22 protein-coding genes are annotated in these 26,030 nt (G+C 66.4%); 8 read left to right on the top strand and 14 right to left on the bottom strand.

The features are described from left to right. Positions 1-39 precede the first annotated feature (39 nt). From G6N81_RS09815 to G6N81_RS09800, 4 genes are all read right to left on the bottom strand, one after another. Positions 40-639, bottom strand: a complete 600-nt coding sequence (locus tag G6N81_RS09815; protein ID WP_165136237.1) for a nucleotide exchange factor GrpE — start codon at positions 637-639, stop codon at positions 40-42. Next, a complete protein-coding gene (gene dnaK / locus G6N81_RS09810; protein ID WP_165136234.1) occupies positions 639-2,486 on the bottom strand; it encodes a molecular chaperone DnaK in 1,848 nt (615 codons plus the stop codon). Before dnaK ends, G6N81_RS09815 begins: the two co-directional genes overlap by 1 nt. A 126-nt stretch (positions 2,487-2,612) precedes the next feature. Then, positions 2,613-3,857: an MFS transporter gene (locus G6N81_RS09805; protein WP_165137883.1), complete on the bottom strand. Its 1,245-nt coding sequence runs from the start codon at positions 3,855-3,857 to the stop codon at positions 2,613-2,615. 32 nt (positions 3,858-3,889) lie between these two features. Then, complete coding sequence (locus G6N81_RS09800) at positions 3,890-5,251, bottom strand: MFS transporter (protein ID WP_241244946.1); 1,362 nt, start codon at positions 5,249-5,251, stop codon at positions 3,890-3,892. A 240-nt stretch (positions 5,252-5,491) separates the two neighbouring features. Between G6N81_RS09800 and G6N81_RS09795 the strand changes: the two genes are divergently transcribed. The 3 genes from G6N81_RS09795 to G6N81_RS09785 are packed head-to-tail and all read left to right on the top strand — an operon-like array spanning position 5,492 to position 8,821. Beyond that, positions 5,492-7,954 carry a LuxR C-terminal-related transcriptional regulator gene (locus G6N81_RS09795; RefSeq protein ID WP_165136230.1) on the top strand — a complete coding sequence of 821 codons (2,463 nt, stop codon included), beginning with the start codon at positions 5,492-5,494 and terminating at the stop codon, positions 7,952-7,954. Next, on the top strand, positions 7,954-8,559 hold the full coding sequence (locus tag G6N81_RS09790; RefSeq protein WP_165136227.1) for a rhomboid family intramembrane serine protease: 606 nt from the start codon (positions 7,954-7,956) through the stop codon (positions 8,557-8,559). The genes G6N81_RS09795 and G6N81_RS09790 overlap by 1 nt, the downstream gene beginning before the upstream one ends. Continuing rightward, positions 8,516-8,821 (top strand): nitroreductase/quinone reductase family protein, encoded by a 306-nt coding sequence (locus G6N81_RS09785; protein ID WP_165137881.1) that lies wholly within the window; start codon positions 8,516-8,518, stop codon positions 8,819-8,821. The genes G6N81_RS09790 and G6N81_RS09785 overlap by 44 nt, the downstream gene beginning before the upstream one ends. Before the next feature lie 65 nt (positions 8,822-8,886). On the opposite strand, the gene G6N81_RS09780 is transcribed toward G6N81_RS09785, so the two are convergent. Further along, positions 8,887-9,732 (bottom strand): sulfurtransferase, encoded by an 846-nt coding sequence (locus G6N81_RS09780; RefSeq protein WP_165136224.1) that lies wholly within the window; start codon positions 9,730-9,732, stop codon positions 8,887-8,889. A gap of 143 nt (positions 9,733-9,875) precedes the next feature. Here G6N81_RS09780 and G6N81_RS09775 point away from each other — a divergent pair, with 143 nt between their 5' ends. Further along, entirely contained in the window at positions 9,876-10,136 is a 261-nt protein-coding gene (locus G6N81_RS09775) for a YchJ family protein (protein WP_277602642.1), read from the top strand. A 6-nt stretch (positions 10,137-10,142) separates the two neighbouring features. On the opposite strand, the gene G6N81_RS09770 is transcribed toward G6N81_RS09775, so the two are convergent. The 5 genes from G6N81_RS09770 to dcd all read right to left on the bottom strand — a co-directional run bounded on the left by G6N81_RS09770 (position 10,143) and on the right by dcd (position 15,349). Continuing rightward, a complete protein-coding gene (locus G6N81_RS09770; RefSeq protein WP_165136218.1) occupies positions 10,143-10,454 on the bottom strand; it encodes an HAD family hydrolase in 312 nt (103 codons plus the stop codon). A gap of 67 nt (positions 10,455-10,521) precedes the next feature. Further along, complete coding sequence (locus tag G6N81_RS09765) at positions 10,522-13,353, bottom strand: ABC transporter permease (RefSeq protein ID WP_165136215.1); 2,832 nt, start codon at positions 13,351-13,353, stop codon at positions 10,522-10,524. Further along, complete coding sequence (locus tag G6N81_RS09760) at positions 13,350-14,063, bottom strand: ABC transporter ATP-binding protein (RefSeq protein WP_165136212.1); 714 nt, start codon at positions 14,061-14,063, stop codon at positions 13,350-13,352. Before G6N81_RS09760 ends, G6N81_RS09765 begins: the two co-directional genes overlap by 4 nt. Then, positions 14,060-14,659 carry a PadR family transcriptional regulator gene (locus G6N81_RS09755; protein ID WP_165136209.1) on the bottom strand — a complete coding sequence of 200 codons (600 nt, stop codon included), beginning with the start codon at positions 14,657-14,659 and terminating at the stop codon, positions 14,060-14,062. Before G6N81_RS09755 ends, G6N81_RS09760 begins: the two co-directional genes overlap by 4 nt. A 90-nt stretch (positions 14,660-14,749) precedes the next feature. Further along, a complete protein-coding gene (gene dcd, locus G6N81_RS09750) occupies positions 14,750-15,349 on the bottom strand; it encodes a dCTP deaminase (protein ID WP_165136206.1) in 600 nt (199 codons plus the stop codon). 53 nt (positions 15,350-15,402) lie between these two features. Here dcd and G6N81_RS09745 point away from each other — a divergent pair, with 53 nt between their 5' ends. Next, positions 15,403-16,821 carry an O-antigen ligase family protein gene (locus G6N81_RS09745; protein ID WP_165136203.1) on the top strand — a complete coding sequence of 473 codons (1,419 nt, stop codon included), beginning with the start codon at positions 15,403-15,405 and terminating at the stop codon, positions 16,819-16,821. After that, positions 16,818-17,873, top strand: coding sequence for a hypothetical protein (locus G6N81_RS09740; RefSeq protein WP_165136200.1), 1,056 nt, complete (start codon positions 16,818-16,820; stop codon positions 17,871-17,873). Before G6N81_RS09745 ends, G6N81_RS09740 begins: the two co-directional genes overlap by 4 nt. Positions 17,874-17,925: 52 nt before the next feature. Here the strand turns inward: G6N81_RS09740 and G6N81_RS09735 are convergent, their stop codons facing one another. The 3 genes from G6N81_RS09735 to G6N81_RS09725 are packed head-to-tail and all read right to left on the bottom strand — an operon-like array spanning position 17,926 to position 21,109. Beyond that, positions 17,926-18,948 carry a glycosyltransferase family 2 protein gene (locus G6N81_RS09735; RefSeq protein WP_165136197.1) on the bottom strand — a complete coding sequence of 341 codons (1,023 nt, stop codon included), beginning with the start codon at positions 18,946-18,948 and terminating at the stop codon, positions 17,926-17,928. Continuing rightward, positions 18,945-20,150 carry a lipopolysaccharide biosynthesis protein gene (locus tag G6N81_RS09730; protein WP_165136194.1) on the bottom strand — a complete coding sequence of 402 codons (1,206 nt, stop codon included), beginning with the start codon at positions 20,148-20,150 and terminating at the stop codon, positions 18,945-18,947. The genes G6N81_RS09735 and G6N81_RS09730 overlap by 4 nt, the downstream gene beginning before the upstream one ends. Next, positions 20,150-21,109 (bottom strand): glycosyltransferase family 2 protein, encoded by a 960-nt coding sequence (locus G6N81_RS09725; protein ID WP_165136191.1) that lies wholly within the window; start codon positions 21,107-21,109, stop codon positions 20,150-20,152. Before G6N81_RS09725 ends, G6N81_RS09730 begins: the two co-directional genes overlap by 1 nt. Before the next feature lie 129 nt (positions 21,110-21,238). On the opposite strand from G6N81_RS09725, the gene G6N81_RS09720 reads away from it, so the two are divergent. After that, positions 21,239-23,356 (top strand): glycoside hydrolase family 5 protein, encoded by a 2,118-nt coding sequence (locus tag G6N81_RS09720; protein WP_165136188.1) that lies wholly within the window; start codon positions 21,239-21,241, stop codon positions 23,354-23,356. After that, on the top strand, positions 23,356-25,296 hold the full coding sequence (locus G6N81_RS09715) for a DUF4012 domain-containing protein (protein ID WP_165136185.1): 1,941 nt from the start codon (positions 23,356-23,358) through the stop codon (positions 25,294-25,296). Before G6N81_RS09720 ends, G6N81_RS09715 begins: the two co-directional genes overlap by 1 nt. Positions 25,297-25,357: 61 nt before the next feature. Here the strand turns inward: G6N81_RS09715 and G6N81_RS09710 are convergent, their stop codons facing one another. Continuing rightward, positions 25,358-26,017 (bottom strand): VanZ family protein, encoded by a 660-nt coding sequence (locus G6N81_RS09710; protein WP_165136182.1) that lies wholly within the window; start codon positions 26,015-26,017, stop codon positions 25,358-25,360. Positions 26,018-26,030: the final 13 nt, after the last annotated feature.

Genomic DNA, 26,030 nt, shown 5'->3' with positions numbered 1-26,030 from the left:
GGACGGGGCGGTCAGAACGACCGCCCCGTCACGGATGAGTTACTCCGCGGGGGCGGAGACAACGACCTTTGCCGGTCGCAGTTCGACGTCGCCGAGGCGGTAGCCCACCTCGACAACCTCGAGCACGGTGGATTCCACCGCGCCTGGTGTCGGCAGCTGAACAACGGCTTCGTGCTGCTGCGGATCGAAAACATCGCCCGCCTCGCCATAGGCAACGAGGCCCGTGCGCTCGGCGAGTCCGCGCATTTTCTCCGCGACGAGGGCGAAGGGAGAACCTTCCTCCAGATCGCCGTGCTGCTGAGCGCGCGCGAGGTCATCGAGCACGGGAAGCATGCCCTTGGCGACCTCACCCTTTGCCCGCTCGATTTCTACCTGGCGCTGCTCCTGTGTGCGGCGACGGTAGTTCGCATACTCGGCCTGCAGGCGCTTGAGGTCCTGCAGCAGCTGCGTTTCGTAGTCGCTCTTGTCGTGTTCGACGGCTTCTTCCGTCTGCTCGGCGTCGAGGATGTCGTCGACCGTGAGGCCGTCGCTGTCCTCGCCAGCCGGTGTGGCCTCCGCGGGGGCGTCTTCCGCCCCCGCGGTGGCGTCCGGCTGGACCTCGTCTTCGCCCTGTGGCTCGTTCGGGTCCGTGTCCGGCATTACTTCTTCTCGTCCTCGTCTTCGACGACCTCGGCGTCGACGACGTCTTCATCGCTCTCCGTGTCGCCAGCGGGGGCGTCCTCGGCGGGAGCCTCCTGCTGAGCCTGCGCGTACAGCGCCTCGCCCAGCTTGGTCTGGCTCTCGTTGAGGGTGTCGACAGCGGCCTTGACCGCGTCGTCGTCGTCACCGGCGAGAGCCGTCTTGAGCGCGTCAACGTCTGCCTTGACGGCTTCCTTGACCTCGGCCGGCAGCTTCTCATCGTTCTCGGTGATCAGCTTGTCGACGGAGTACGCAAGCGTCTCGGCCTGGTTGCGGGTGTCGGCTGCCTCGCGGCGCTTCTTGTCTTCTGCCGCGTGCTCTTCGGCCTCGCGCACCATGCGATCGATGTCGTCCTTGTCGAGCGACGAACCGCCCGTGATCGTCATCGACTGCTCCTTGCCCGTGCCCTTGTCCTTTGCAGACACGTGCACGATGCCGTTGGCGTCGATGTCGAAGGTGACCTCGACCTGCGGCAGGCCGCGGGGCGCGGGAGCGATGCCCGTGAGCTCGAAGGTGCCGAGCGGCTTGTTGTCGCGGGTGAACTCACGCTCGCCCTGGAAGACCTGAATGGCGACGGAGGGCTGGTTGTCCTCGGCCGTGGTGAAGGTCTCGCTGCGCTTGGTGGGGATGGCGGTGTTGCGCTCGATGAGCTTCGTCATGATGCCGCCCTTGGTCTCGATTCCGAGAGAAAGGGGCGTGACATCGATGAGGAGAACGTCCTTGCGCTCGCCCTTGAGGACACCGGCCTGCAGGGCGGCGCCAACGGCGACGACCTCGTCCGGGTTCACGCCCTTGTTGGGCTCCTTGCCGGTCTGCTTCTGAACGAACTCGCTCACAGCCGGCATACGCGTGGAACCGCCGACGAGAACGACGTGCGCGATCTCGGAGAGCTTCACGCCCGCCTCGCGGATGACGTCGTCGAAGGGCTTCTTGGTGCGCTCGAGCAGGTCCTTGGTGAGCTCCTCGAACTTTGCCCGCGTGAGGGTCTCGCTGAGCGATGCGGGGCCCTGGTCGGTGAGCGAGAGGTAGGGAAGGTTGACCGTGGTCGACATGGAGCTGGAGAGCTCCTTCTTCGCCTGCTCGGCCGCTTCCTTCAGGCGCTGGAGGGCGATCTTGTCGTTCGAGACGTCAACGCCCGAGACCTTCTTGAACTGGTCGGCGAGGTAGTCGACAACGCGCTGGTCCCAGTCGTCGCCGCCGAGGCGGTTGTCGCCGGACGTGGCGCGCACCTGGATCGTCGAGAAGTCATCGTCCTTGCCCACCTCGAGGAGGGAGACATCGAACGTTCCGCCACCCAGGTCGAAGACGAGGATGAGCTCGTCTTCCTGACCCTTGTCGAGGCCATAGGCGAGAGCTGCCGCGGTCGGCTCGTTGACGATACGGAGCACGTTGAGGCCCGCAATCTCACCGGCTTCCTTGGTGGCCTGACGCTCGGCGTCGTTGAAGTACGCGGGAACCGTGATGACGGCGTCGGTCACGGTGTCGCCGAGGTACTGCTCAGCGTCGCGCTTGAGCTTCTGGAGGATGCGAGCGGAGAGCTCCTGCGCCGTGTACTTCTTGCCGTCGACGGGGAACGTCCAGTCGGTGCCCATGTGTCGCTTGACGGATGCGATCGTGTTGTCGACGTTGGTGACGGCCTGGCGCTTGGCGGTTTCACCGACGAGCACCTCGCCATCCTTTGCGAACGCGACGACCGACGGGGTCGTGCGCATGCCCTCGGCGTTGGCGATGACCTTCGGCTCGCCACCTTCGAGGACTGAGACGACCGAGTTGGTGGTTCCGAGGTCGATACCCACAGCACGTGCCATGTTGATGCTCCGTTTCTTCGGGATCCGATGTCTGAGAAGACTGCTCGCGAGACTTGAGTCGCGATGGCTCAATGATACGCCGACGTTTTCAATCTGTCAAAAAACTTGATAGAGGTCGACTCAGGTTCAGTTTTCCGCCGCGGACGACGGCGTATCCCGCTTACGTGGGAGCACCCACGAGAGCACGATCACGAGAACGCCACCCGCCACCGTCACACCGAGTCCCGCGCGAAGAGAGGCCGCATCGGCGATCGCCCCGATCACCGGCGGCGACAGCAAGAAGGCCACGCGCATCAGCCAGGTCACGATCGTCAGCCCCGTGCCCTCGCGCAGCCCGGGGATCCGATCCGCCTCCTGCATCGCAAGCGGAATCGTTGGCGCGCTTCCGAAACCGGCCAGCGCGAATCCGATAATCGCCCCCGGCACGGTGGGAACCGCGATTGCCAGCCCGATGCCACCCGCGATCATGAGCCCCGCGGTGAGCGTCACGGCGCGCGCTCCGAAGAGATCCGTCAGGCGATCGCTGACGAGGCGGCCAATGAACTGCGCCGCGACGAGGCCGATGAACCCACTTGCCGCCACCGCGGCAGAAGCCCCGAGGCCGCCGATATACAGGGCCGCCCACGAGAACGCGATGTCCTCCACCATCCCGCCGCCGATGGCAACCAGCACAAGAGCGCCAACGATGAGCCCCCTCCCGATCGCGCCCCGCGCGACGATGCGCGCGACGAGCGAGCTGCGCGGCGCCTCGACATCGTCCGCCCCTCCAGACGGCGCCCCGGGAGCAGAGGAGGACTCCTGATCGGGGCCGGGAAGGAGCCACCGCAGACACAGCAGCGCGACGCCCGCGAAGAGACCGGAGGTGATCGCAATGTGCACGCCGAGCGGCAGCCCGATGGCAATCGCCCCCGCCGCAATGGCGCCGCCCGTGACGGCTCCCGCCGACCAGATGGCGTGCAGCGAATTGATGATCGTGCGCCCCGAGCGGCGCTGGACGCGCAGACCGTGGGCGTTCTGTGCCACATCGGTGATCGCATCCATCGCGCCCGCGAACAGAAACGACATCGCCAGAAGTGCGATCGATGGCGAGAGAGCGGCGCCCAGGATGCCGACCCCCAGTCCCACACTGGTGAACACCGCAACGCGCGCCGATCCGAACAGGCGAATCAGCGCCGCCGCCAGAACACCCGCGAGCATCGCACCCACGGGATTCAGGGCGATGAGAATGCCGTAGACGGTGTTGCTGAGCTCCAGAGCCGCCTTGATCTCGGGGTACCGCGGCACGAGGCTGGCGAAGATCGCGCCGTTGGTCAGGAACAGGGCCGAGACGGCGATTCGCGCGCGCCGCGTCGCGCGCACAGAGGATGTCATCACCCGTCGATCATGCCCGATGCGGGAGCAGATCACTCCTTCAGCGAGTGCTCCCGCATCCGCGCGGGACCCGTCGGGTTTTTCACGAGGGCGAGCGATGCGAGGCCGAGCCCCAGGATGATCACGATCGCCACGATAATCGCCTTGTCGGCCCCGTCCTCGGTTGTCGCCTCCGAGCCCAGGAGAATCGCGATCACCGCGGAGGTGAGGAAGCCTACGCTTCGTCCGGTTGTCGCGTACAGGCCGAACAGCTCAGCCGCACGCGCCGGCGGCGCCAGCCGCCCGAGGAAGGCACGCGACGATGCCTGAGCCGGCCCCACGAACAAGCACAGCATCAACCCGAACACCCAGAAAGCGCCCGTTGGCGTGACCGTGATGCCGAGAATTTCGCGCTCGACGTCCAGGGGGAACAGCGCGAAGGCGATCACGATCAAGAAGGCAACGCACGTCACAATCACCTGCCGCGGACCGATCCAGTCGTCGAAAAACCCTCCGATGATCGCTCCGATCGCGGCGACAACGTTTGCCGCGATTCCGAACAGCAGAATGTCCGCCGGCGCGAAGCCGTAGACCGCCACGCCCAGAATCGCGCCGTAGGTGAAAACGGCCGACAGTCCGTCGCGGTAGATCGCGGACGACACGAGGAACCAGAAGGTGTTCCTGTCTTCACGCCAGAGCCCGACGAGCACGCGCAGAAGCCGTCTATACGACTCCAGAATCGACACGCGTTGCTGGGTGTTCTCCTGATCGGCCGTCGTGATCTTCGTGAACAACAGAGGCAGCGCGAAGATCAGGAACCATGCGGCGCCGAGAACAGCCACCATACGAATGTTGATCGATTCGTCGCTCGTCAACCCGAACAGGTAGGGGCCATCACCCGCGACGAGACCAAAGTACGAGATCGCCAGGATCACGATTCCGCCGAGATAGCCGGCGCCCCAGCCGATTCCCGAGACACGCCCCATGCGCTTGTGGTCGGTGATGTCGGCGATCATCGCGTTGTAGTTCAGGTTGCCGAACTCATCGAACAACGTCATGGCCGCCATCAGCGTCACGCCCAGCAGCAGGTATCCCGGCTCGGGCTTGACGAAGAAGCATGCCGCGGTGAGGACGACAACGGCCAGCGTGTTCACCGTGAGCCACAGCTTGCGGCGACCCGCCCTGTCGGCACGCTGTCCGATCACGGGGGCCGTCAGGGCGATGATGATGCCCGAGATCGTATATGCGGTCGAGAGATAGCGCGTGCCATCGCCACCGGTGCCCACGCCGTCGGCGATATAGGTGCCGAAGACGAAGGTGACCATCAGCGCGCTCACCGTTGCATTCCCCCAGCTCCAGAGACTCCACGCGGCGACGATTCGCTTCTTCAGCGTGGGGCTGTTGTCAGTGCTCACCCGGCGCAGGGTATCCCATTCGCGCGAACAGCGACAGAACCGAGAGTCCGGCACACAGAAACAAGAGGAGGTCCGGCTCGCGCTCCCCCGACCGCGCACCGGACCTCACGCCTTACGGCACATCCGACGCTATCGGCCGCGGCGGTCGCGTTCCGCCCCTTTTCACCCCTTTCACCCTGCGCTCACCCGAGAATCACTCCGATCACCCACCCATGAGACGATGGTGCCCGGGGGTAGAGAATGCCGAACGCTGAACGACTACGCCGGTCACGACTGGTATCGCTGTGGGAGCGCGTCACACCGGGTGCAACGGTGCTTGTCACCGCGCAGCATCGCAGCGGAATCGCGACGAGCGTTCGCCAGTGGCTCGACGGCTCGGACCGCACGCTTGTGCAATGGTCGTCCAACCGCACCGAGGTGCCACGCAGTACGCCCGACGCCGATGTTGTTCTGCTCGAGCTCGAGGGCATGCGCGAACCTCACGCCATCGCCACCAAGGCCGTCCGTGAGCGCTGGCCGCTGGCCACCCTCATCGCGGTAACGAGCACACAGTGGCCACCGCTCCTCGTCGAAGAAGACATCCGCCCCGAACGCGTGATCTCGGGAGCACTCTTCGGGTTCACGGCCGAGGAAACCATCGACCGTGCCGAACAGCTGGGCCTGACGCTCACATGGGATGAGGCAACGCACCTGCTCGATCGTGTTGGCACCCACGCGGGATTCGTCGATGCGGTTCTCACCGCTGCCGCGACCCGCGGCGCGCTCGACGATGCCGCCGTTCGCATCGGGTGTGACGCGGCAACCGCGCACTTCTCCAGCTCGGCTGCGGCCGGCGTCTTCCAGCCCAATGGCTGGAACTCGACGCTGATGTCGGCGCGCATCGGTGCGATGCCGCGGCAGACAATGCTCAGCGTGTGGGGACGCGATGAGGTTGTTCGCGCCGCGCTCGACAACATCCTCCAGTCCGGATTCTTCCGCGAGGATCTGGAAACCGGAACGCTCGAGCTGCGCCCCGACATCCGGGAGGCCGTACAAAACCGCATCGAGCGCGAGGCACAGGCCGATCTCGTGGATGAACTCGTCACCGATCTCGCATCTGGGCTTCTCTCGGAGGGCAACGCCGAAGACGGCTGGAATGTTGTCGCGGATCTACCGGGGGCCCGCACGCGGATGCTCGAGCGCCACTGGTGGCAACTGAGCGAACTCGACGTTGCCCGCGCCCGCCCGTGGCTAGAGGCGGCGGTGCACAGAAGCGACGCCCCCGAGCTGCGCGTCGCGCTGGCGCGAACCCTGATCGATGTCACGGTCGCGGGGCACTCTGGCGCCGTCGGAGCTGATGCCCGCGATGAGGCCGCTCAGCTGCTCGACCAGGCGGCCACGTCCGGCATCCTCTCCGAGTCCCTGGGACTCATCGCGGACACGCTCCGCGGGGTTCTGCTGCGCCTGGGCGGCCGCTACACCGACGCCAACGAAGCGCACGAAGCCCTCGCCAACCGCAGTGCGGTTCCCTCGGGAGACCTCGCCGATGCCCCGACACGTTGCGCACTCATCCAGGCCAACGTCATGCTTCAGGCCGGGCTCAGCGCCTTCGACGCCTCTCGCACAAACGTCGCCGCAGATCGTTTCGCCGCAGCGGCCGCGCTCGCGCACTCAGCTGATCACGCGCGCGTTGCGGGATTCGCGCACGAGATGTTGCTGGTGCTCTCCAGCAAGCACCAGCCGATCGCCGCGACGTTCCAGGGCCTCGTCGACAATCTGCTCGGAGCGCGCGTTGCGTCCCGCCCGATGGAAACCATCGTGTCGGCGTGGAGCGCGCTCTACGTGACGGATCCGGCGGCGCTCCAGGCCGTTCTCGACGACGTCGATGCGGCGTCCTTCGACGACCCGCTCGCGCTCCGCCTCATCGCCGTCACCCTCCGCACCGTTGCGCATGGCCTGCTGGAGACGTCCGGAATCGCGATGCGGCGACTCGAGCTCATCGAAAACGACCTGGACGATCGGCAACTCACCCACCTGCACCACGCGCTGCTGTTGTGGGCGCGTACCGAGTCGCTTGTGCACGTCGGCGCCAGCGATCGGGCGATCGAGCTGTTGACCGCGGCCCCCGAGTTGCACCGGCGCGTCGTCCCCGTCGACATCCTTCTCGCCCGCGCCTACCTGAAGCAGAACCAGCCCGAGCGGGCGATCGCAGCCCTCTCAGCGGCGCCGGATCCCAAGGCGTCCGGCATCCTCATGATGTGGTCGAACGTTCTGCTCTTCCTCGCGTATCAGACCATCGGCTCGGAGTCCTCCGGCGAGGTCGCCCAGCAGCATCTCGGGGCCGCAATCGCCGCAGCATCGCGTTCCCGGCCGGTCCTCCCCTTCGCGATGCAGGGCATGACCGCGCTGAACACCACGATCACCCAGGCCGAGCATCTGGGGCTCGACCCCGCGGGACGCCGCTTCACCGACGATCTCATTCGCGTGCGCGACAGCCTCCAGATGGCAACGGGAGCAACGCTCGCACTCAGCGACCGCGAACGAACCGTCATCGAACATCTCGGAGCTGCCGACTCGGTGCGCCATCTGGCGCAGCTCCTGCACGTCTCTCCCAACACCGTCAAGACCCAGCTCCGATCGATCTACCGCAAGCTCGGTGTGTCCTCGTGGACCGATGCCATCGAAACGGCGCGGCGGCTCGGCCTGATCCAGGAGACAGCGTGATGACCCAGCAACCCACAGAAAAGCCCCGCAACGAACTGCTGTTCCGCTTCGCGCAACCGGCCGTTCTGCTGATCATCCTCTGGGGCATGCAAACGCTGCAGTGGATTCTGCCGGTGTCCTTCGCGGGGCTCGGCGTGCGGTCCTGGCGCTTCGAGGGGCTCCTCGGCATCGTGACATCACCGCTCGTGCACTCGGGCTGGCCGCATCTGATCGCCAATTCCGCCACACTGCTCGTCCTCGGAGCGCTCGTGTCTCTCGAGGGAGCCAAGCGGTTCTGGACCGTCACCGCCGTGGCCACCGTTGTCGGCGGCGCCGGAGCCTGGATCGTCAATACGCCTGGCACCGTGACGATCGGCGCCTCGGGCATCGTTTTCGGGTACTTCGGGTACCTGCTGATGCGCGCCTTCGTCGCCCCGAACGTCAAACGAACGATCCTCTACGCGGTCGTCGCCCTGGCTGTTGCCGTCTCGTACGGCGGATCGATGTTCACCGGAATCTTCCGCGCGGGCGACGGCGTCTCGTGGCAGGCGCACCTGTTCGGCGCGCTCGGCGGCGCACTCGCTGCCTGGCTCGCTCGCCCCCGAACAGCGCCGCAACGGACGTAACCGCCACAATCAGCCATCTGGCCGAGAGGGATCCGGCACGCGGCACACGCTCGCCATGAACGGATGGGGTGAGGGCCACCCCGCATGGTGGCTGAACCTCATGGCTTGCCCGGAGGCGACGATCGAACTCGCCGACGGCTCACGTCACAACATCCGGGCGCGCGCGGCGCACGGCGACGAGCGCGCCCGGATGTGGGAGCAATGGCTCGCGAACGAAGACGTCCGTGCTGTACGCGGAATAGGTGGTGGCGCGCATGGGTAATCCTTCCGGGTGGGATGGGGATGCGAGACGACAACGCCGCGTCACCCGCCCTCATTCCCGATTGATCAGACTCCCAGCTGAACCGGACGATCCGGATCGTTCGCCCACGCCGACCACGACCCCGGATAAAGGGCTGCGGAAACGCCGATGACGGAGAGCGCCAGAAGATCATGGCAGGCCGTCACACCCGAACCGCACGAGACACCCACGGTGCCGCCGCGCACCCCGAGACCCTCATAGCGCGTACGCAGGGCGTCATCGGAGGCAAAGCGCTGCCCGTCGAGGTTCCCCGCTGTTGGGGCGTTCACTGCCCCCGGGATGTGGCCAGCGCGGGGGTCACGGGTTTCGTTCTCCCCGCGAAACCGGTCTTCCGGACGGGCATCGAGCAACAGCCCTTCCCGGGCGATCTGCCCCGCATCGTCCGCCGTGAGAATCGGCATGTGCCCCGTGGTCAGGGTGATGTCGCTCGGCGCGACGGCGGGCTCCGACGACTCGAGAGGCAGCCCTTCCTCGCGCCACGCGGCGAGCGCGCCGTCCAGAACGCGCACCGTGGTGAAACCCGCCCACCGCAGTACCCACCATCCGCGGGCGGCTCCCTGCGAAGCGTTGTCGTCGACGAGAACGATCGCGCTGCTGCTGTGTAGGCCCCATCGGCGGGCGGATGCCTGGATCTGGGCGGTTGTGGGCAGCGGATGCCGACCACGGCGCGGATCGTCGTTCGTGTGATCGGCGAGGTCGACGTCCAGGTCAACGTAAATGGCGCCCGGAATGTGCCCGCCGTCGTACGCGGCACGGCCGGCTTCGGCGGGAGCGCCGAGCGTCCACCGGACGTCAAGGATGACGGGCGGATTCTCACCCGCCTGCGCCTCACGCAGTTCAGCAACGGTGATGAGGGCGTCCTGTCGGGTCATGGCTCCAGAGTATGTCGCGTGGGAGCGGCCCGATTTACGCTGGAAGGGTGAATATGTGCCCCTGTGATCTCGACCGCGCGTACGCCGACTGTTGCGGGGCACTGCACCGGGGCGATCGGCAGGCCGTAACGCCTGTCGAGCTGATGCGCTCCCGCTACGCGGCCTTTGCCGTTGGCGACACGTTCTACCTCACGCGCACCTGGCATCCTCGGACGCGTCCCGACGATCTCTCGACGGAACGCCACGTGCGGTGGACGGGGTTGACGATCCTCGCTGAGGGCGATGACACCGTCGATTTTGAGGCGCGCTGGATATCGCCCGACGGCGACGGCGCCCTGCGAGAGCACTCGCGGTTCGTTCGCCGTGGCGGCCGCTGGGTGTACGTCGACGGGGACGTCGCCTAGATCCGCTCACGCCTCGTGGCGCTCGACCGACGCCGCGATCCAGTCGGCGAGGGTGTCATCGTCGGGATGCGTGAGCGCCGCGAAAGGGGCGCTGCGCCCACTCGCCAGACGCATGCGATGCGCGCCGCGCTGCACTGCCAGATCGAGTGCCGCACCGCCGCCGACCGGAAAGAACACGTCTTCTCCTGAAACGCCGACGATGATGTGCCCGTTCGCGAGAAAACAGAGCGTTCCCATCATCTTCGCCTCGACAGCCTCCGCCGTCACCGCAACGATCGCGCGGACACGGTCGGCGAGCTCAGGATCGTAGGCGGCCATGCCTCCATCCTCTCCTGAACGCGCTCCGATGTCCGGGTGGGACGGCGAAACACCGCCCCACCCGGCCCTATGCGATGGCGGTGCGACGCGTGGTGTCCGCCTGGCCCGGCGGGATCAACCACATCACCAGCGCGATCACGCACGGCAGAACGAAGCCGACGAGCCCGAAGAAGGCCCACGGCAGCTCCGACAAACCGAAGTCGGAGTAATCAACCGCCCCGAGGATCGTGACGACGCCCGTCACGGGGATGAGACCCGCGAGAACGCCCGTGATGCACCCCACGCCCGCGATCAGCAACCCCTGCGCCCCGCTGACGGTGCGACGCGTTCGACGAGAGGCGCCGACGGAGGCGAGCGTTGCGTCGTCCGGCCGTCGTTCAACGCGCGCGAGTCCGAGGGCAACGGTCGACACCGCGATCACGAGGACGCCGACAAGGCCGAGGATCAGCCACATCCATACCCCGGGAGCCGGCGGAGCTTCCTGCACATTGATCGACACCGAAACCGAGGAGGCGCCGCTGACGCGCTCGCCAATGCGCGTGGCCTCCAGCGTGAGCGCATCGGATGTGCTCGCGGATACCGGCCCTCCCATGTCGGCGACGAGTCTTCTCGGAAGTGTCTCGATGCCGAGTTCCTGCGCAGCCCGCGGAGACAGTACGACCTGGAGCGGCCACGACGGCGGACCGATCTCGATCAGCGACACCGGAACGTCCCCGACCACTGTCGACTCGTCTACTCCTGCCTCGTCGTCCCAGACCCACCTGTTCATGATGAGCCGTCCGTCCGCAGTGGCCCATGCCGGATCCGTCACGATCGCGCCGCCCTCTTCGAAGGCGTCGAGCACGTCGGCATCGATCTCGGTGCCGAAGAGCGTCGACAGATGAGCGGCCGATACGACAACCGTGTTACCGTGCTTGCCCGCCTCAGCGTGCTCCTCCCCCACGCACATAATGCCCGCGTTGTCCCAGCTCATGCCCGACAGGACGTTGTCGCATCTTGGTGGCGCCGACATCATCGGCGCAACGAATGACGTGTCGTCCGACCCCGCCTCTCGCACAACCGCGATTGACTCGGCGCCGGCGTCGCTCAGCGCCTGAGAGGTCTCCTCGCTCGCCTGGCGGTACGCCTCCAGGGAGGAACCATCCGCCCACAGGTACGCCGCGACACCGTGTTCGGGGGCTTGCGGCGACCACTGGCTTCGCGCATCGTCGATCAGAACCGCCGCCCCTCCGAATGCCGAGGTGGCCAGAAACGCACAGGCGGCGATCGCGCCGAAGGCGGGAACGATACGGCCGGGATTCGCCACGGCGTCTCGTCCGGCGATGCGCGGTGCAACGCCCGCACGGCTCCACAGCGACGATAGACGCGCCAAAATCCAGTGGCCCGCAACGATGACGCCGATCTGAGCGAGCAGCGGCCCGAGCACGAGACCTCCGAGGCAGAGGATGAAGACGACCGTCTGCGTGTCTCCGCGAAGCCCGCGGTAGGCCAGCACCAGACCGACAATGCTGATCACCGCGAGCAGCACGCCAATCAGCAGGATCACGAGCCCCCACAGCGGCCGCTGAGCGGCAATCCGAACCGGTCGACGGGTTCCGCGCAGGCCCGCGAGAACGTCCATCTTCGCCGCCTGCCGCGCGGGCAGATACGCAGTCAGCGATCCAACGAGGACCGCGGCGATGACAACGACCATGATCATCAGCCACGGGATGCGGACGGGAAGTGGCACGACTTCCGCTGCCGTCGCGTGGTGCAGGATAACTCCACCGCCGATGCCGGCAAGGACGCCGAGGACGCCTCCAACCGCGCCGAGAAGAATGCCCTGGAGCAGAACAATGGAGCGGAGCGCGCGGGGGTCTGCGCCAACAGACGCGACAACGGCGAGCGTACGGTGTTGCCGCCGAGCTGTGACCGTTAAGGCCGCACTCGAAATCAGCACGACGATGTATGACGCGAAAACAAAGGCAGCAGCGATCACGCCAAACACCGCCCACTCTGATCCGCTTGATCGGTCGAACAACGGTGATGCGGCGTCGCCGGGGTTCGCCATCAGGTGGCGATCAAACACGATCAGACCGGCGCGGTTCAGCTCGGCGACGTCCGACGCCGACGGGTTCCACCCGTCCACAAACCAGCGTTGAGAAATCCAGGTCTCCTCGTCCGCGTTCTCCGCGATGTTGAGCGCACCATCCGCGGCGAAAATCGTGGGGACATCTCCAGACATCCGCAGTGTAAGTGTTCCAACGATGGTGAGCTGGGCGGCGGGATCAATGACGGTGAGGGTGTCGCCGATCTCTGCGCCCAGTCGTTCGAGCATCGCCGGCGTGACCATCGCCTCGGAATCGTTGGTGGGGGCACGTCCGTCCAGGATCAGATAGCGTCCGCGCACAAGGGGATCCCAGGCGGCGCCCTCTTCGGCATCAACCTGTGCGCGGCCGTGCTCCGTTTCGACGTCGACCATCCCGCCCGTGATCGACATCACCTGCGCGCCATCAGGGACGAATCCCTCGGCGGACTCCGGCGGTTCCTGTTCGGCGTGAATGGGCCAGCCGTCGTCTCCCTGATCCACGCGCGTCCAGAACGGATCGTCCAAATACTGCGTGCGCGTCGGATCCGGACCGCCGACGATCTCCAGCGCGGCATCGGCCGAACCAATCTCGGTGTCGATCGTCATCGCCGTCGAGAGCCGGTTACTCTCGGCGAACACGAGCACGCCCGTGGCGCCGGAAATGGGGAGCAGGATCAGCACGACGACGAGCAGGCTGGTGGCCCACGAGCGGCGCACCTGCCGCATGGCGAGGCGGAGGCTCACGCGCCAGCTTCCGCCCGATCGGCCGGACGCAGCGGAACGCGCGTCCCGGCGCGCCGCAGCGGTGGGACGAGGAGGAGCGATCGTCATGGCGTCAGAAGCTCCTCAGCCTGTTCGTTGCGCGTTTCATCAACAATGCGTCCATCGCGCAGGAAGACGATGCGGTCGGCCCAGGCGGCATGGCGGGCCTCGTGCGTGACGAGAACAACCGCGGCCCCCGCCGCGGCCCGTGTGCGAAGCATCTTCATGATGGCCTCGCCCGTGGTCGAATCGAGCGCGCCGGTGGGCTCATCGGCGAGGATCAGCCGTCGTCCGCCCACAACGGCGCGAGCGATCGCAACGCGCTGCTGCTGGCCGCCAGACAGATCATCGGGATAGGAATCGTGTTTGTCGACGATGCCAACAGATTCGAGAGCCTCAATGCCCTGGGAGCGCACCTGCCGCCGCGGGTGGCCGTCGAGTTCCAGCGGCAAGGTCACGTTTTCTAGCGCCGTGAGCGTCGGAATCAGGTTGAAGTCCTGGAAGACGAAGCCGAGTGACTGCCGCCGCAGACGGGCCAGCTGGGACGTCGAGAGGTCGGCGAGGTGACGCCCTTCCACGACGACTTCTCCCGATGTTGGGGTCGACAGCCCGCCCGCGATGGTCAGGAGGGTGGATTTACCGGAACCAGAAGGCCCCATCACGGCGACCATTTCGCGCTCGCGGATGCGCAGGTCCACCCCGGCGAGGGCCGAGACCGACGTCTGTCCGTGACCGTAGTGCTGACTCACGCCATCGAGGCGCAGCACCTCGGCGTTCATGCGGTCGCCGCCCCTCGTGCGGGACGTCCGCGGCGAGCCGGTTCTGTATCGAGCTCGAGCGCGAGCGCCTGGGGCGGCGCAGCCCGCAGTCGCTGTTCCGTGTGGTCCAGCCAGCGGATTTCCGCCTCGGTCTGGAAGATCATCGAGTCGACCACCAGCGACCAGGCCAGCTCCTCGGCCCCTTCGGGGTCGGATCCGGCGTACTTCGCCCTGGTGAGGCTCTGCAGATGCTTCAACGTGGCCGTGCGCTGCGCGTGCACGATCGAGGTGAGGTCGACGCCGGGAAGCGTTGCGGCGAGCGCCAGCTTGATCGCCAGCTCATCGCGCGTCGCGCTGCTGCGTTCGACCGGAGTCCCGAGCCAGGTGCGCGTCGCGTGGCGTCCTTCGTCGGTGATGGACCAGAAAACGCGCCCGTCCCCGTCGATATCGGCGCGAGTCACCAGCCCGTCACGCTCGAGACGCTCCAGCGTTGTCGAAATCTGGCCGACGTTGAGAGGCCAGGTACCTCCCGTTCGCCGGTCGAATTCGGCGCGCAGCTGATATCCGTAGCACGCCCCCTGATCCAGAATCGCGAGCAAGCTCTGTTTAACGGACATCCAGCCCCCCCTGCTTACCAAGTAAGTAGTTACTCAGTAAGAATGCACCATGGGGGCACCACCGTCAACTCCGGTGCGCGCGGCCCGCGCTTATTCGCCGTCGGCCCCCGCGTCAGTGACGGAAACGTCGCTGCGGTGGAACCGCTGGAACGAGCGGCTGGCCGTCGGCCCCCGCTGCCCCTGGTACCGGTTGCCGTAGGAACCGTAGGGGTTGTCCGTCGGCGACGACAGGCGGAAGAAACACAGCTGGCCGATCTTCATCCCCGGCCAGAGCTTGATCGGCAACGTTGCCATGTTCGACAGTTCCAGCGTCACATGGCCCGAAAAACCCGGATCGATGAATCCCGCCGTCGAGTGTGTCAGGAGACCGAGCCGACCCAGCGACGACTTCCCCTCGAGGCGTGCCGCAATGTCGTTCGGCAGCGTCACCGTCTCGAACGTGCTTGCCAGAACGAACTCACCCGGGTGCAGAATAAACGGCTCGTCCGGTTCCACCTCGAGCAGATGCGTCAGATCTGACTGATCCTCCGCAGGGTCGATAAACGGGTACTTGTGATTGCTGAAAAGCCGGAAATACCGATCCATGCGCACATCGACACTCGACGGCTGGATCATCTCTCGGTCAAACGGGTCCAAACGGACCCGCCCAGCGTCGAGTTCGGACGTGATATCGCGATCGGAGAGGAGCACGTGTCCCAGAGTAGGGCGTCGCTCTGCCCTACGATAAATAGAAGCCGCGCGGGATGCGCGGCGAAAACCGATATCTGGGGGTGTCACCGCTGCTGGGCGCACCGTCGTTCCTCGACTCGTTTTCGACGATCGAGACGATCCTCATCCTCGGGCTTGTTGCGCTCGCTGGTTTTTCCCTTGCTGCCATCGCGTTCCGGCTACGACCACGATGGATGCTCGCGGGAACCCTCGTCCTTGCCGTTGTGCAGTTCTTCGGGCCGTTTGGTTTCACCTCGCTCGGGCTCCTGGCCACGTGCGCCCTTCTGCCCGGCGTTGCCTGGAGATTCTGGCGTCAGGGCGCGGGCGTGTGGGGGTGGCTGCTCGCCTCCCTCACGGTCTGGCAACTGATCTCCACGCTCTGGGCCGAGAAAATCGGATCCGCCGGCTACGGCGTCGTCCTCTCGGTCGCCGGCCTGGTGTCCTATCTCCTCGCGCGCGAACTGATGCACTCCGACCGCGCAGGCATCCCCTGGGCGCTGGCCGTTGTCGCGCCGGTCATCATCGCGCAGGCAACCCTCACGGTCATCTTTCGGTTATCGCCCGACGCCGAATACGCCTACCTGACATCGCGGATCGCCACGATCTTCACGGAACCCGGCGTTGAAGAGGTCATATCGGGCGCGTGGCCGAACGTCATGGACCCCGACAAAGCCGGCGGCGTCTTCCTCAACGGCAACACGGCCTCGCTGTTCTTCGCCGTGACCGCCTGCCTGTTCGTGTGGACAGCAGCGTCCAAAAAGCTCGTCGCGCTGCACATCGTCACGGCGGGGGTCTCGTTCATCGCCATGCTCGCCACGGGATCGAAGACGCCGTACGCACTCGTGCTCGTCGTTCCCCTCGTCGCCCTGTTCCTCGTCCTCGCCGTCAGGAAGCCGCGCGAAGCGATCGTCGTCGCCTCCTCGGGGCTCGTCCTCGCAAGCGCCGCGGCAACCGCCGTTGTCGTCGTGCGGCCCGGTATTCTCTCCCAAACTGCCCGCACCCTCAGCGAACGCTTCGGCCTGTGGCAGATGGTCGGCGACGCGGTTCCGGAACGATGGTTTACAGGCTTCGGCTACGGCAACTGGCGCGAGTGGGTTGTCTACACCTGGGACGACTACTTCCCGCACATGGGCCCGCAGGTGTGGCCGCCGCACAACCTCTTCCTCCAGGCGTGGGTCGACGCCGGGCTCATCGCCCTCGCGCTCACGATCGCCCTCGTCACCCTCCCCATTGTGGCCAGCATCCGCCGCATCGCCGAGGCACACACCGCCCCGCTACTCAGCGCCGTCACGGTCCGCCGTGCCATCGTGTTCGCCGGCCTGGTCTGGGTGCTGTTCCACGGCATGGCCGACACCACCAGCTTCCTCGGCGACAACCACACCATTCCCTTCGTCGCGATCCTCACCGCCGTTGCCCTCGCCCCCCGCCCCGCTGAACGATCGGCCACCCCATGACGCACGGCTTCGACATCGTCTACGTGTATTACCCGCGCGGTCTCGCAACGGGAGGGCCCGAGGCGCTTCACCAGCTTGTCGATTCGCTCCGGCGTCAGGGCCGCGAGGCGTATCTCGTCGCCGTTCCGGGAACAGAGCGGGCGCCGCGCGCCCAACGCTACGCGCACTACGACGCCCCCGAGGCTCCGCGCGTGGTCGATTCCGCAGGCACCGCAGTTGTCGTACCGGAGACGCAGGCGCTTCTGCTGAAAGGGCTGCGCAGGGCCACGGGCTTCGTGTGGTGGCTGTCGATCGACTACGCCCCGCGATTCGTCATTGAGCGAGCCCGCTCCTCCACTCTCCCCATCGAACGCACGCGATCCTCCCGAGCACCGCTCCTGCAGGCACGCTTCGTCAAGCGCGCGCTCCGAGGGATCCTCACCGGCGAAGACGCTATTCTGCGGCGCGCCGGCCACCTGGCACAGTCGCACTACGCCTGGAGCCACGTGTTCGCGCACCTGGGGCGACCGGGAACGATCGTCAGCGATTACACACCGATCACCCCCCTTCCTGAAGACGAGATCACGACCGATGGCCGCATTCCGCGGATCACATACAACCCCGCGAAGTCGCGCGAGATCATGACGGAATTCGCCCGCCGCTGGCCCGGCATCGAGCTTCTTCCCCTGCAGGGGATGACGGGAGACGAGGTCGCCGACGCACTGCGCACATCCCTCGTCTACCTCGATCTCGGAACGCACCCCGGCAAGGACCGCATGCCGCGCGAAGCCGCCGCTCTGGGCGCCATCGTGCTCGTCGCGAACCGCGGCGCCGCCGCGAACGGCGTCGATGTTCCGATTCCCTCGGTGCACAAGGTCGAGGTACTCCCCGATGTCGTCCTGAACGCCAAACGGGCGCTCGACACCGTCTTCACCGACCCGGCTGCGGCGCTTGCCGCGCAGGCCGAATACCGTGCGCGGGTCGCGGGCGAACGCGAGGCGTTTGACGACGAGGTCGCGGCGGCATTCATCCGCGGCACCACCGGCTCCGACGGCGCGCGGCCGGCGCGGTAGCGGGTCTCTGCACCCCGGGCACCGCTCGCGAGCGGGGCCGGACCGCGCCGCCCTACGTCGCGCGGCCGCGGAACGGACGCAGCAGCCGGCGCATCCCCGCCTGCTCGGGTGGGAGGTCATGCACGAGCAGCGCGTCGATATCAGCCGTGCTGGCCACTCGGCCTCCCTGAATCAGGCGACGCTCTCTCCTGCCGTGGCCGCGCACCAGACGGAACGCCTGCCGCAGCCCGGCAATCGAGTGCCGGCCGCCGCCGGTCACGATCGACTTTGCGAGCATCATGGTCAGCAGCAGAGCGAATCGCGGAAAAATGCGGTACCGAAGGCCCCGCGGCACGTTCTTCACGAGCAGCAGCGGCAGGTTCTTAAACGTCTGTCGCACCGTAAAACCCGGGATCCGGCCGCTCGTGGCGCCGATTCGATGGAAGGCAAGAGCAGCGGGGTCGTAGACAATCTCGTGGCCGGCCAGCCGCGCCCGGAATCCCACGTCGACGTCCTCGAAATAGGCAAAGAACTGCTCGTCGAACGCCCCGATCTCACGAAAGAGCGAGGACCGGAACAGTGAGGCGCCCCCCGAAGCGGAAAAGACCCGTCCGGCCGGCGGAGCCTGCTCCCGCGGGAGGCCGCGCCCGCGAGGAAACGGCATCCCCCAGATGCTCAGTTCATCGCCCGCGGTGTCGATCGTTCCGCGTAACGCCGGATCGTCGCTCTCGCGCAGAAGGAGCCCCGTCGCAATCGACGCGTCCTCACGGTCGATCGCCGCCACCAACGCCGCGAGCCACTCCGGTTCCGGAACGGCGTCGTTGTTCAGCAGGGCGATCGCGTCGTATCCCTCGCGCAGGCCGCGACGAATGCCGACATTCACGCCCCCCGCGAATCCGAGGTTCTCCGGCTCCTCGTGCAGCAGAAAAGTGCCGCCCGCCGCGCGCGCACGCAGCCGCGCAACATCATCGCCTGCCGACCCGTTATCGATGACGAGCACATCGGCGTGCGCGTGCGTCTGCTGCGACAAGGCGTCCAGGCAGTCCATGGTGTCGTCCACGCCGTTCCAGTTCAGAACGACAACGAGAACCCTCATGCGCGGCTCCTGCTCTTCCACAGTGTTCCGGCAAAAAACAGCTGGGTGAGCAGCACGACTCCCTCGGCCGTTGCCAAACCGATGGCACCGCCGAAGGCGCCGAGTGAGTGCGCCAGCACGATCGTCGTCGGCACCCCGGCAACCGCTCCGGCGACGACGCTCCAGAAGACAAATCGCGGACGCCCGAGCCCGATGAGCACGTGCCGCCCCAGCGCGGTTGTCATCGACAGACAGAACGTTGCCACGCCGAAAAGAACGGCCGTTGCCACGCCCATCGGCTCATCGAAGAGCACTCCCGTGAGCCACGGACCGGCCAGCGCGAACATCGCGAAGCCCGCCGCGCCGAGAACAGCATGCAACATCAGCGCTGTGCGGATGCGACGGCCGAAGTGCGCCTTGCCGTCTTCCACCACCCATCCCTGCAGCGCGTTGCCCTGGGCCCCGACGACGGTCTGCCCGATCCGCCACAGCTTGTCCCCGGAGATATACGACGCTGCCTGGGCGGTAGAGGCTCCCATTGTGACGAGCGAGACCGCAAGGGCCGTGTATGCGCCGCTGACGGTTTCTGTTCCGGCTGCCGACAGCTGACGGCGCGCGAACCGTGCGGACTCCCGCCATCCACGCATCAGATCGGACAGGCTCATCACCCGCGATGCGTATGCGGCGATGCCCCCAACAACGGCAATGATCAGCAGAACCGGATACGACCACACCGGACCGCCCAGAACAACAATCACGCCTCCTGCCGCCGTCGCGGCCGCGCGCGGAACCAACTCGAATCCGATGAGCGGAAGCGGCGTACCGAGGCCGATGAGGTACCAGCTGGCGGTGAGGCCCCCGAGGGTGATCGCCACTGCCATGAGCGCCGCGGCGAGCGCTTCCTTCTCCGGGGCAAGCCACGCCGCCACAAGCGCACCGACGAGCGCCGCAGGAACCGCGAGGGCGATGCGCGCCCTGGTTCCCCGAGCGAACATGCGGGGGCGCTCGTCGGGAGCCGCGAGGCTCACCAGCGTGGGCCCCGTGACGTTCAGACCGAGGCTGACAGCCAGCGCGAGAAAACCCCCGACGGACTGGCCAACGCCGACCGCCACCCACGCCTCGGTTCCCGCTGCGCGGGACAAAACGGGAAGGATGAGGAACGGAATGAGCGCCGAGAAGGCCGGAATCGTCGAAAAACTCAGCAGCCGCTTCGCGAGGGACATCAGCGCCGCTGCCAGTATCCGGCGGCTCGCATCTTCAGCGACGTGAACAGACCAATCGTGTGGTCGATTCCTGCTGCGGGGATCTGGGGACGAACCACGCCCCTCGCCGCTCGCCACCCCTGCACCCGGCCGATGAGCGCGGAAGCGTCACGCTGCAGAACGAGGCGCCGCAGACACACGATCGCCTCCGTCGCCAACACCCGCGCAGCGTAGCGGGTGCGGAGCACGCCCCATGCGCGCAGGAGATAGCCGCGTCCGAAGCCGGCCAGCCGGATCTGACGGGGTGTTCCCTCGCCCGCTGACGCACCGCCGATGTGCACACCGCCCGGACGCTCCATGGCACACGTGTCGTATCCGCCCGCACGCAGCCGCAGCGCGAGGTCGAGTTCCTCGCCGTACATGAAGATGCCCTCGTCGAGTAGCCCCACCTCGGTCAGGGCGCGACGGCGGTACGCGGCGACCGCTCCGTACGGCCCCAGCACGGGAGGCGATACCGTATCTGCCGCGTTGCGGTCGGCGCCGTGGAACCGCACGAATCCGGCGAGCGTCGCATCGGCGGTGATGCCGTGCGAGTCGATCTGACCGTCTGTTCCGAGAAGAAGAGGGCAGACGCTCGCGACAGCGTCCGGAGCGGCGTCGAACGCGCGCAGAATGTCGTCCATCAGCGTGGACTCCGCGACAACGTCACTGTTGACGAGAACAACCACCTCGGCACTGCCCGCGGCAATCCCCCGGTTGCAGGTGGCGGCGAAGCCACGGTTGACCTCGTTACGGATGAGGGTGAGGTCGGGGAACGCCGTCGCAATGCGGTCGGCCGTGTCGTCCGGCCCGCAATCGTCGACAATGATCACCCGCACCGGAACCGTCTGCGCCACCAGCGCCCGCACACACGGTTCGACGTGCTCCCACCCGCCGTACACGGGCACGATCGCGTCGACACGCGGCGGAGGAAGAGGCATGCGGTTCATCCTATTGCGCGCGGGGCGGCGTTCCCCCGGGCTGATCCCGCGCGTCCCGGCTTCCTTGCCGGGTCCTCATTGCTGGCCATGGGAAGATGTCAGCGTTCTATCGGGAAGGAAACGTGGACAATGCCTCTCGCTCCGCGCACGCGCAACATCGTCATCGCTGCCTCTGCCGCTGCCGTCGTGCTGATCGGGGGAGGCATCACGGCAACCGCTCTTCTGATGCAAGATGCTCCCGAGCCGGAGCCAACGCCCACCGCGACACCCTCTCCCACCCCCACGCCCACGCCCACTCCCACGCCGACGCCCGAGCCGGTTCCCTCAGCGGATTTGCCGGCCTCAACGCCGTTCCACGGAGCGATCGAAGCATGGAGCGGCGCAGACCCCACCCGTATCGCCAGCGTGATGCCGCAGATCGGCGCCGCTGCACACGGACAGATGGCGGCGTACATCGACGCCCCCGTCGTTTCCGAGCCCATCGTCGCTCTGCAGACAACGGCGCAGGTCACGGCGGGCGATGACTATGCCTTCACGGCACAGGTGCGTCACAGCGCCCGCGAGCCGGAAGAGGTCGCGGCGGCGATCCTCGTCGGCGACGCGCGCATTGAGATTCCCGAGATCAACGCCGACTGGACCGAACTCGAGGCGGACATCACGATCCCCGATGGCGTGACCGAGGTCTCGGTGCAGATTCTCGTCGAGGCCCCCGTGGAGGCGCTCGGCATCGACCACGTCTCGTTGACGGGGCCGGATGGCGAAAACGTCGTTGTCAACGGCTCGTTTGAGCAGGTGGATGCCGAATGGGGCATCCGCAACGATGTGCTCATCCTGCGCGAGCAGACAGCGGGCCTGGCCGTTTCCCTTCCCGACGGAGAGGCGTCATGGAACCTCTCGCGCTCGGGCGAGGTTGTCGCCGACGGCACGATCGATGTCGACGGCGGCATGGGACGCATCCCCCTCGATGATGTCCAGCAGGGCTTCTACTCGGCGCAGGTCACCGATTCCTCCGGGTCCTCGATTCAGGCTCCTCTGGGCATCGTCGCGTTCGACGGCGCCCACATTGAGCAAGACGCTCGCCTGGGCGCCGCCACCCACGTAGACCAGACCTGGTACCGGGACTCTGCGAGCACACTGCGGGCACTCGGCTTCGGTAGCGCCCGCAACGACGTGCTGTGGGACCAGAACGAGACCACCCCCGGGCAGTACGCGTTCTCCGAGCACTATGAGACGGAGTTCGACAAGTTCTCCGCCAACGGCGTCGGCCTTCTCGGCATCGTCAACTACGGAAACCCGCTCTACGACGGCGGGCGAACGCCCACGTCTCCCGAAGCGCTCGATGCCTACGGACGCTATGCGAATGCCATCGCGGAACGCTTCGATGTTGACGCGCTGCAGGTGTTCAACGAGTTCAAGCATCCCGGCGAGCGCTTCACGGACAGCGGCTGCGGAACCGAACCGCACTGCTACCTGCCGATGATCGAGGCGGTCGAACGTCATGTCGACGGCGCGCACGCCGACATCCCGATCGTTGTGGGCGCCACCGCCCTCGTCCAGGCCGACTGGTTCGCCGGGCTCTGGGACACCGGAGCGATCAATCACTCGGACGCCATGAGCTTCCACCCCTACGACCCGTGGATCTACCAGCGTCCTGAGAACCTCGCGGGCGTAATCCGCGATGCGAACACCACGATGGATGAGCGGGCCGGATCGCGCATCCCGATCTGGATCACCGAGTTCGGGTGGACAACGGGCGCCGAGCTGGGGCAGCAGGTCTCGTACGATGTGCAGGCGGAGCGCCTCATTCGCGCACAGATCACCGCGCTCGGCTCGGGTGTGGAGAAGTTCTTCTGGTACGACCTCGTCAACGACAGCCCCGACCCGAACCAGCACGAGGGCAACTTCGGTATGTTCGAACAGCGCCGCTCCGGAATCGTCGCCCTTCCGCCGAAGCCCGCCGCCTATGCGCAGGCGTTGCTGATCGCCGCGCTGGACGGCCGCGAAGAGCCCGAGCGCGCTGATGTCGGCGACGATGTTTTCGCCTACCGCTTCGGAGGCGATGATCCCGTGCATGTGGTCTGGTCTCTCGACGGCGACCGCGAGGCGACGATCGAAACGGACACCCCCGTGATCGTGACGAGCGCCTGGGGGCACACCGACGAGCTCACCCCCGATGACGGCTCTGTGACCCTCACCGTCTCAGCCACCCCCCTGTTCGTCTCCCCCGTCGGCGAGGACAGCGAGTGATGTCAGGTTCCACAGACCCCTACGCGGGACACTCCCGCCGAGAGATTCGTGAGCTTCGTGAGCGCGAATCCGCGGCCACGCCCGCCGGCGCGGCCCCGATCGTGCCACCTTCGGCGCCGCCAGTTCCGGACGATTCCGCCGCAACAGCGCAGCTTCCTGTCGTCCCGCCCGAGTCATCAGGAGCCGAGCCGCCTGCGCCATCCGATCCGGACGAGAAGGAAAGCCGCAGCAAGGCATGGAAGCCGTGGCTGATCGTCGGCATCATCTTCCTCGTCTTCTGCCTGGTGTGGTTGGGCGTGCGCGCGCTCATGGTCAAGAGTTCGCTGGAGCAGGCGCAGCGCCTCGTTGCGCACGTGCAGGAAGACACCGACAGCATGCGCGCCGCGTTGCCGCTGATCGGCGAGCACGCCGGCTCCGCGGCAACGGTCTCGTGGGATCCCATCTGGCGCGCTGCTGAGCTCGTGCCGTGGGCCGGTGACAACCTGCGCGGCGTACGCCTCGCGGCGCAGTCGATCGATGTGGCCGTCAACGATCTGGCCCTTCCCGCCCTAAACGAGATGGAGAGCGGAAGCGACGCGCCGGTTCTCACCCGCGTGCTTCCGATCGTCGATGAGGTCGAGCCGCGGATCGTTGATCTGGCAGCGAAGATCGAACGCGTTGCAGAGTCAAACGCTCTCGTCGGCCCCGTGCGCCCGGGCGTCGACATGGTGAACCAGGTCATGCAGATGGCGGCCCCCGCAATCGGCGTTGTGCCCGATCTGCTCGGTGCGGACGAACCGCGCACCTATTTGCTCGTCTTCATGAACAACGCGGAGTCCGTTGGTCTCGGCGGATCCGCCGCGTCACAGACCCTCGTAACGGTGGACGGCGGTGCGTTCGAGATCGCGGCACAGGGCAGTTCGGGTGATTATCTCGAGGGCACGCCCCTCGAGAATGTCGATGTGCCGGAGAGTGCGGAGGCACTGTACGGCGACTTCTACGGCAGCTATGTGAACATGTCGTCGGCTCGTCCCCATTTCCCGGCCATGGCCGAAATGGTGACCGAGTTCTGGGATCGCGATGTTGCTCCGACACTCGACAACGCTGCCAGCTCGCGCGATATCGACGGTGTCATCTCGATCGATCCGATCGCCCTCGGCTTCATTCTGGATGCAACAGGTCCGATCCACCTGGCGACGGGTGATGTGATGACCAGCGACAACGCCGTTGACCTGCTTCTCAGCGATGTGTACCACCGCTGGAACGCGTACCTCGAGCCCGAAATCGTCGACGGCTTCTTCGCCAGCGTCGCCACCGAGGTGTTCGACAAGATCGCCTCCGCCGATTTCAATCTGCAGGCGATGCTCTCGTCCGTCACGCGCGGCATCGACAACGGATCGATCTACTTCCACAGCTTCCACGACGAAGTGCAGCAGCACATCGACGGCGAGAAAGTGTCGGGAGTCCTTCCGACGTCGAACGAGGTGGAGAGCACCGTCGGTGTGTTCTTCCGCGACGAGTCGGCGTCGAAGATCGACTACTACATGAAGTCCAATATCGATGTGAACCAGACCTGCTCGGCCTCCGGCAGCGAGTTCGTGGTCGACACGACACTGCACCTCGACATCGCCCAAGGGGCGGCGGATGTACTGCCCGACTATGTCAAGAGTGCGACGTGGGGCTCCAGTCAGTTCCGAACGGCCGTGTACGTCTACGGCGTTCCCGGAACAACGCTCGAGAGCGTACAGATGGATGGACGCGAGGTCAGGCTTGTGCGCGATGACGTCGTCGACCTCGACCGCCCCGTGGCGTACTTCGAAACGTATCTGCAGCCCGGCGAAATCGCGAAGGTCACGGCGACCTTCTCCGGTGAGGGTGACTTCGGTCCGGCGGCCCTGCAATCGACGCCGATGGTGCAGCCGACCACCGGCCTCGTGAACGGCTGCGCCCAGGAGGAGTGACCCTCCCCTCCCGCACATAACGGTGGCCGCGTTCCCTGTGGGGAAGCGGCCACCGTTATTGTCAGAAGTTCAGGCGCTGCGTTGGCGCGTCATGGGGGTCCTGTGGAACCCTCTGGTTCCCGTAGGGAGGCGTCTGCGCGTTCTGCGGAAGCACCATTGTGGGCGGTATCGCTTCGCGGTACTGCTCACGGTCCGGCGCGGCAGGGGCCGCCTGTTGGTTCCGGCGCTGCTGTTCCCACAACACCCGGCGAAGCACCTTGCGATCGCGGGTGTGCACCATCGCCTGCAGAATGCCGGCGCTAATCGCGCCGACCCACGCGCCGACGGAATTCGAGACGATGTCGCGAACATCCGCAACACGGCCGGGAAGATACTCGCCCTGGTACCACTCGATTCCGACCGACACCATCGGCAGCAGGAACAGGGCCAGCCACCATCCGCGCCCGAAGGCCAGGCCGAGCAGGAAACCGAGCGGGACAAACATGCCGATGTTTGCGACGAACTCCAGCTCCATGAAGCCGAACCCCTCGGGAACCCCCAGACGGTGCAGCACGCGCAGAACCCGTGTGGCGATCGTGTTGACGCCGAAAGACGAATCCAGGTTCGGACTCATCACCACCCAGAGCACGAAAGAGAAGTAGGCGAAGAACAGCGTTGTCGCAATGCCGATGCGCAGGCGGCTGCGGGCCGGCTTGGGTCCGTGATTCGCGTTCATCGTCATGCGCGCAAGAATA

Origin of the sequence: Microbacterium amylolyticum (assembly GCF_011046975.1) — a bacterium.
Lineage (GTDB): Bacteria > Actinomycetota > Actinomycetes > Actinomycetales > Microbacteriaceae > Microbacterium > Microbacterium amylolyticum.
Note: the sequence above shows the minus strand (reverse complement) of the source record. Positions and strands in the feature narration are given on the sequence as shown.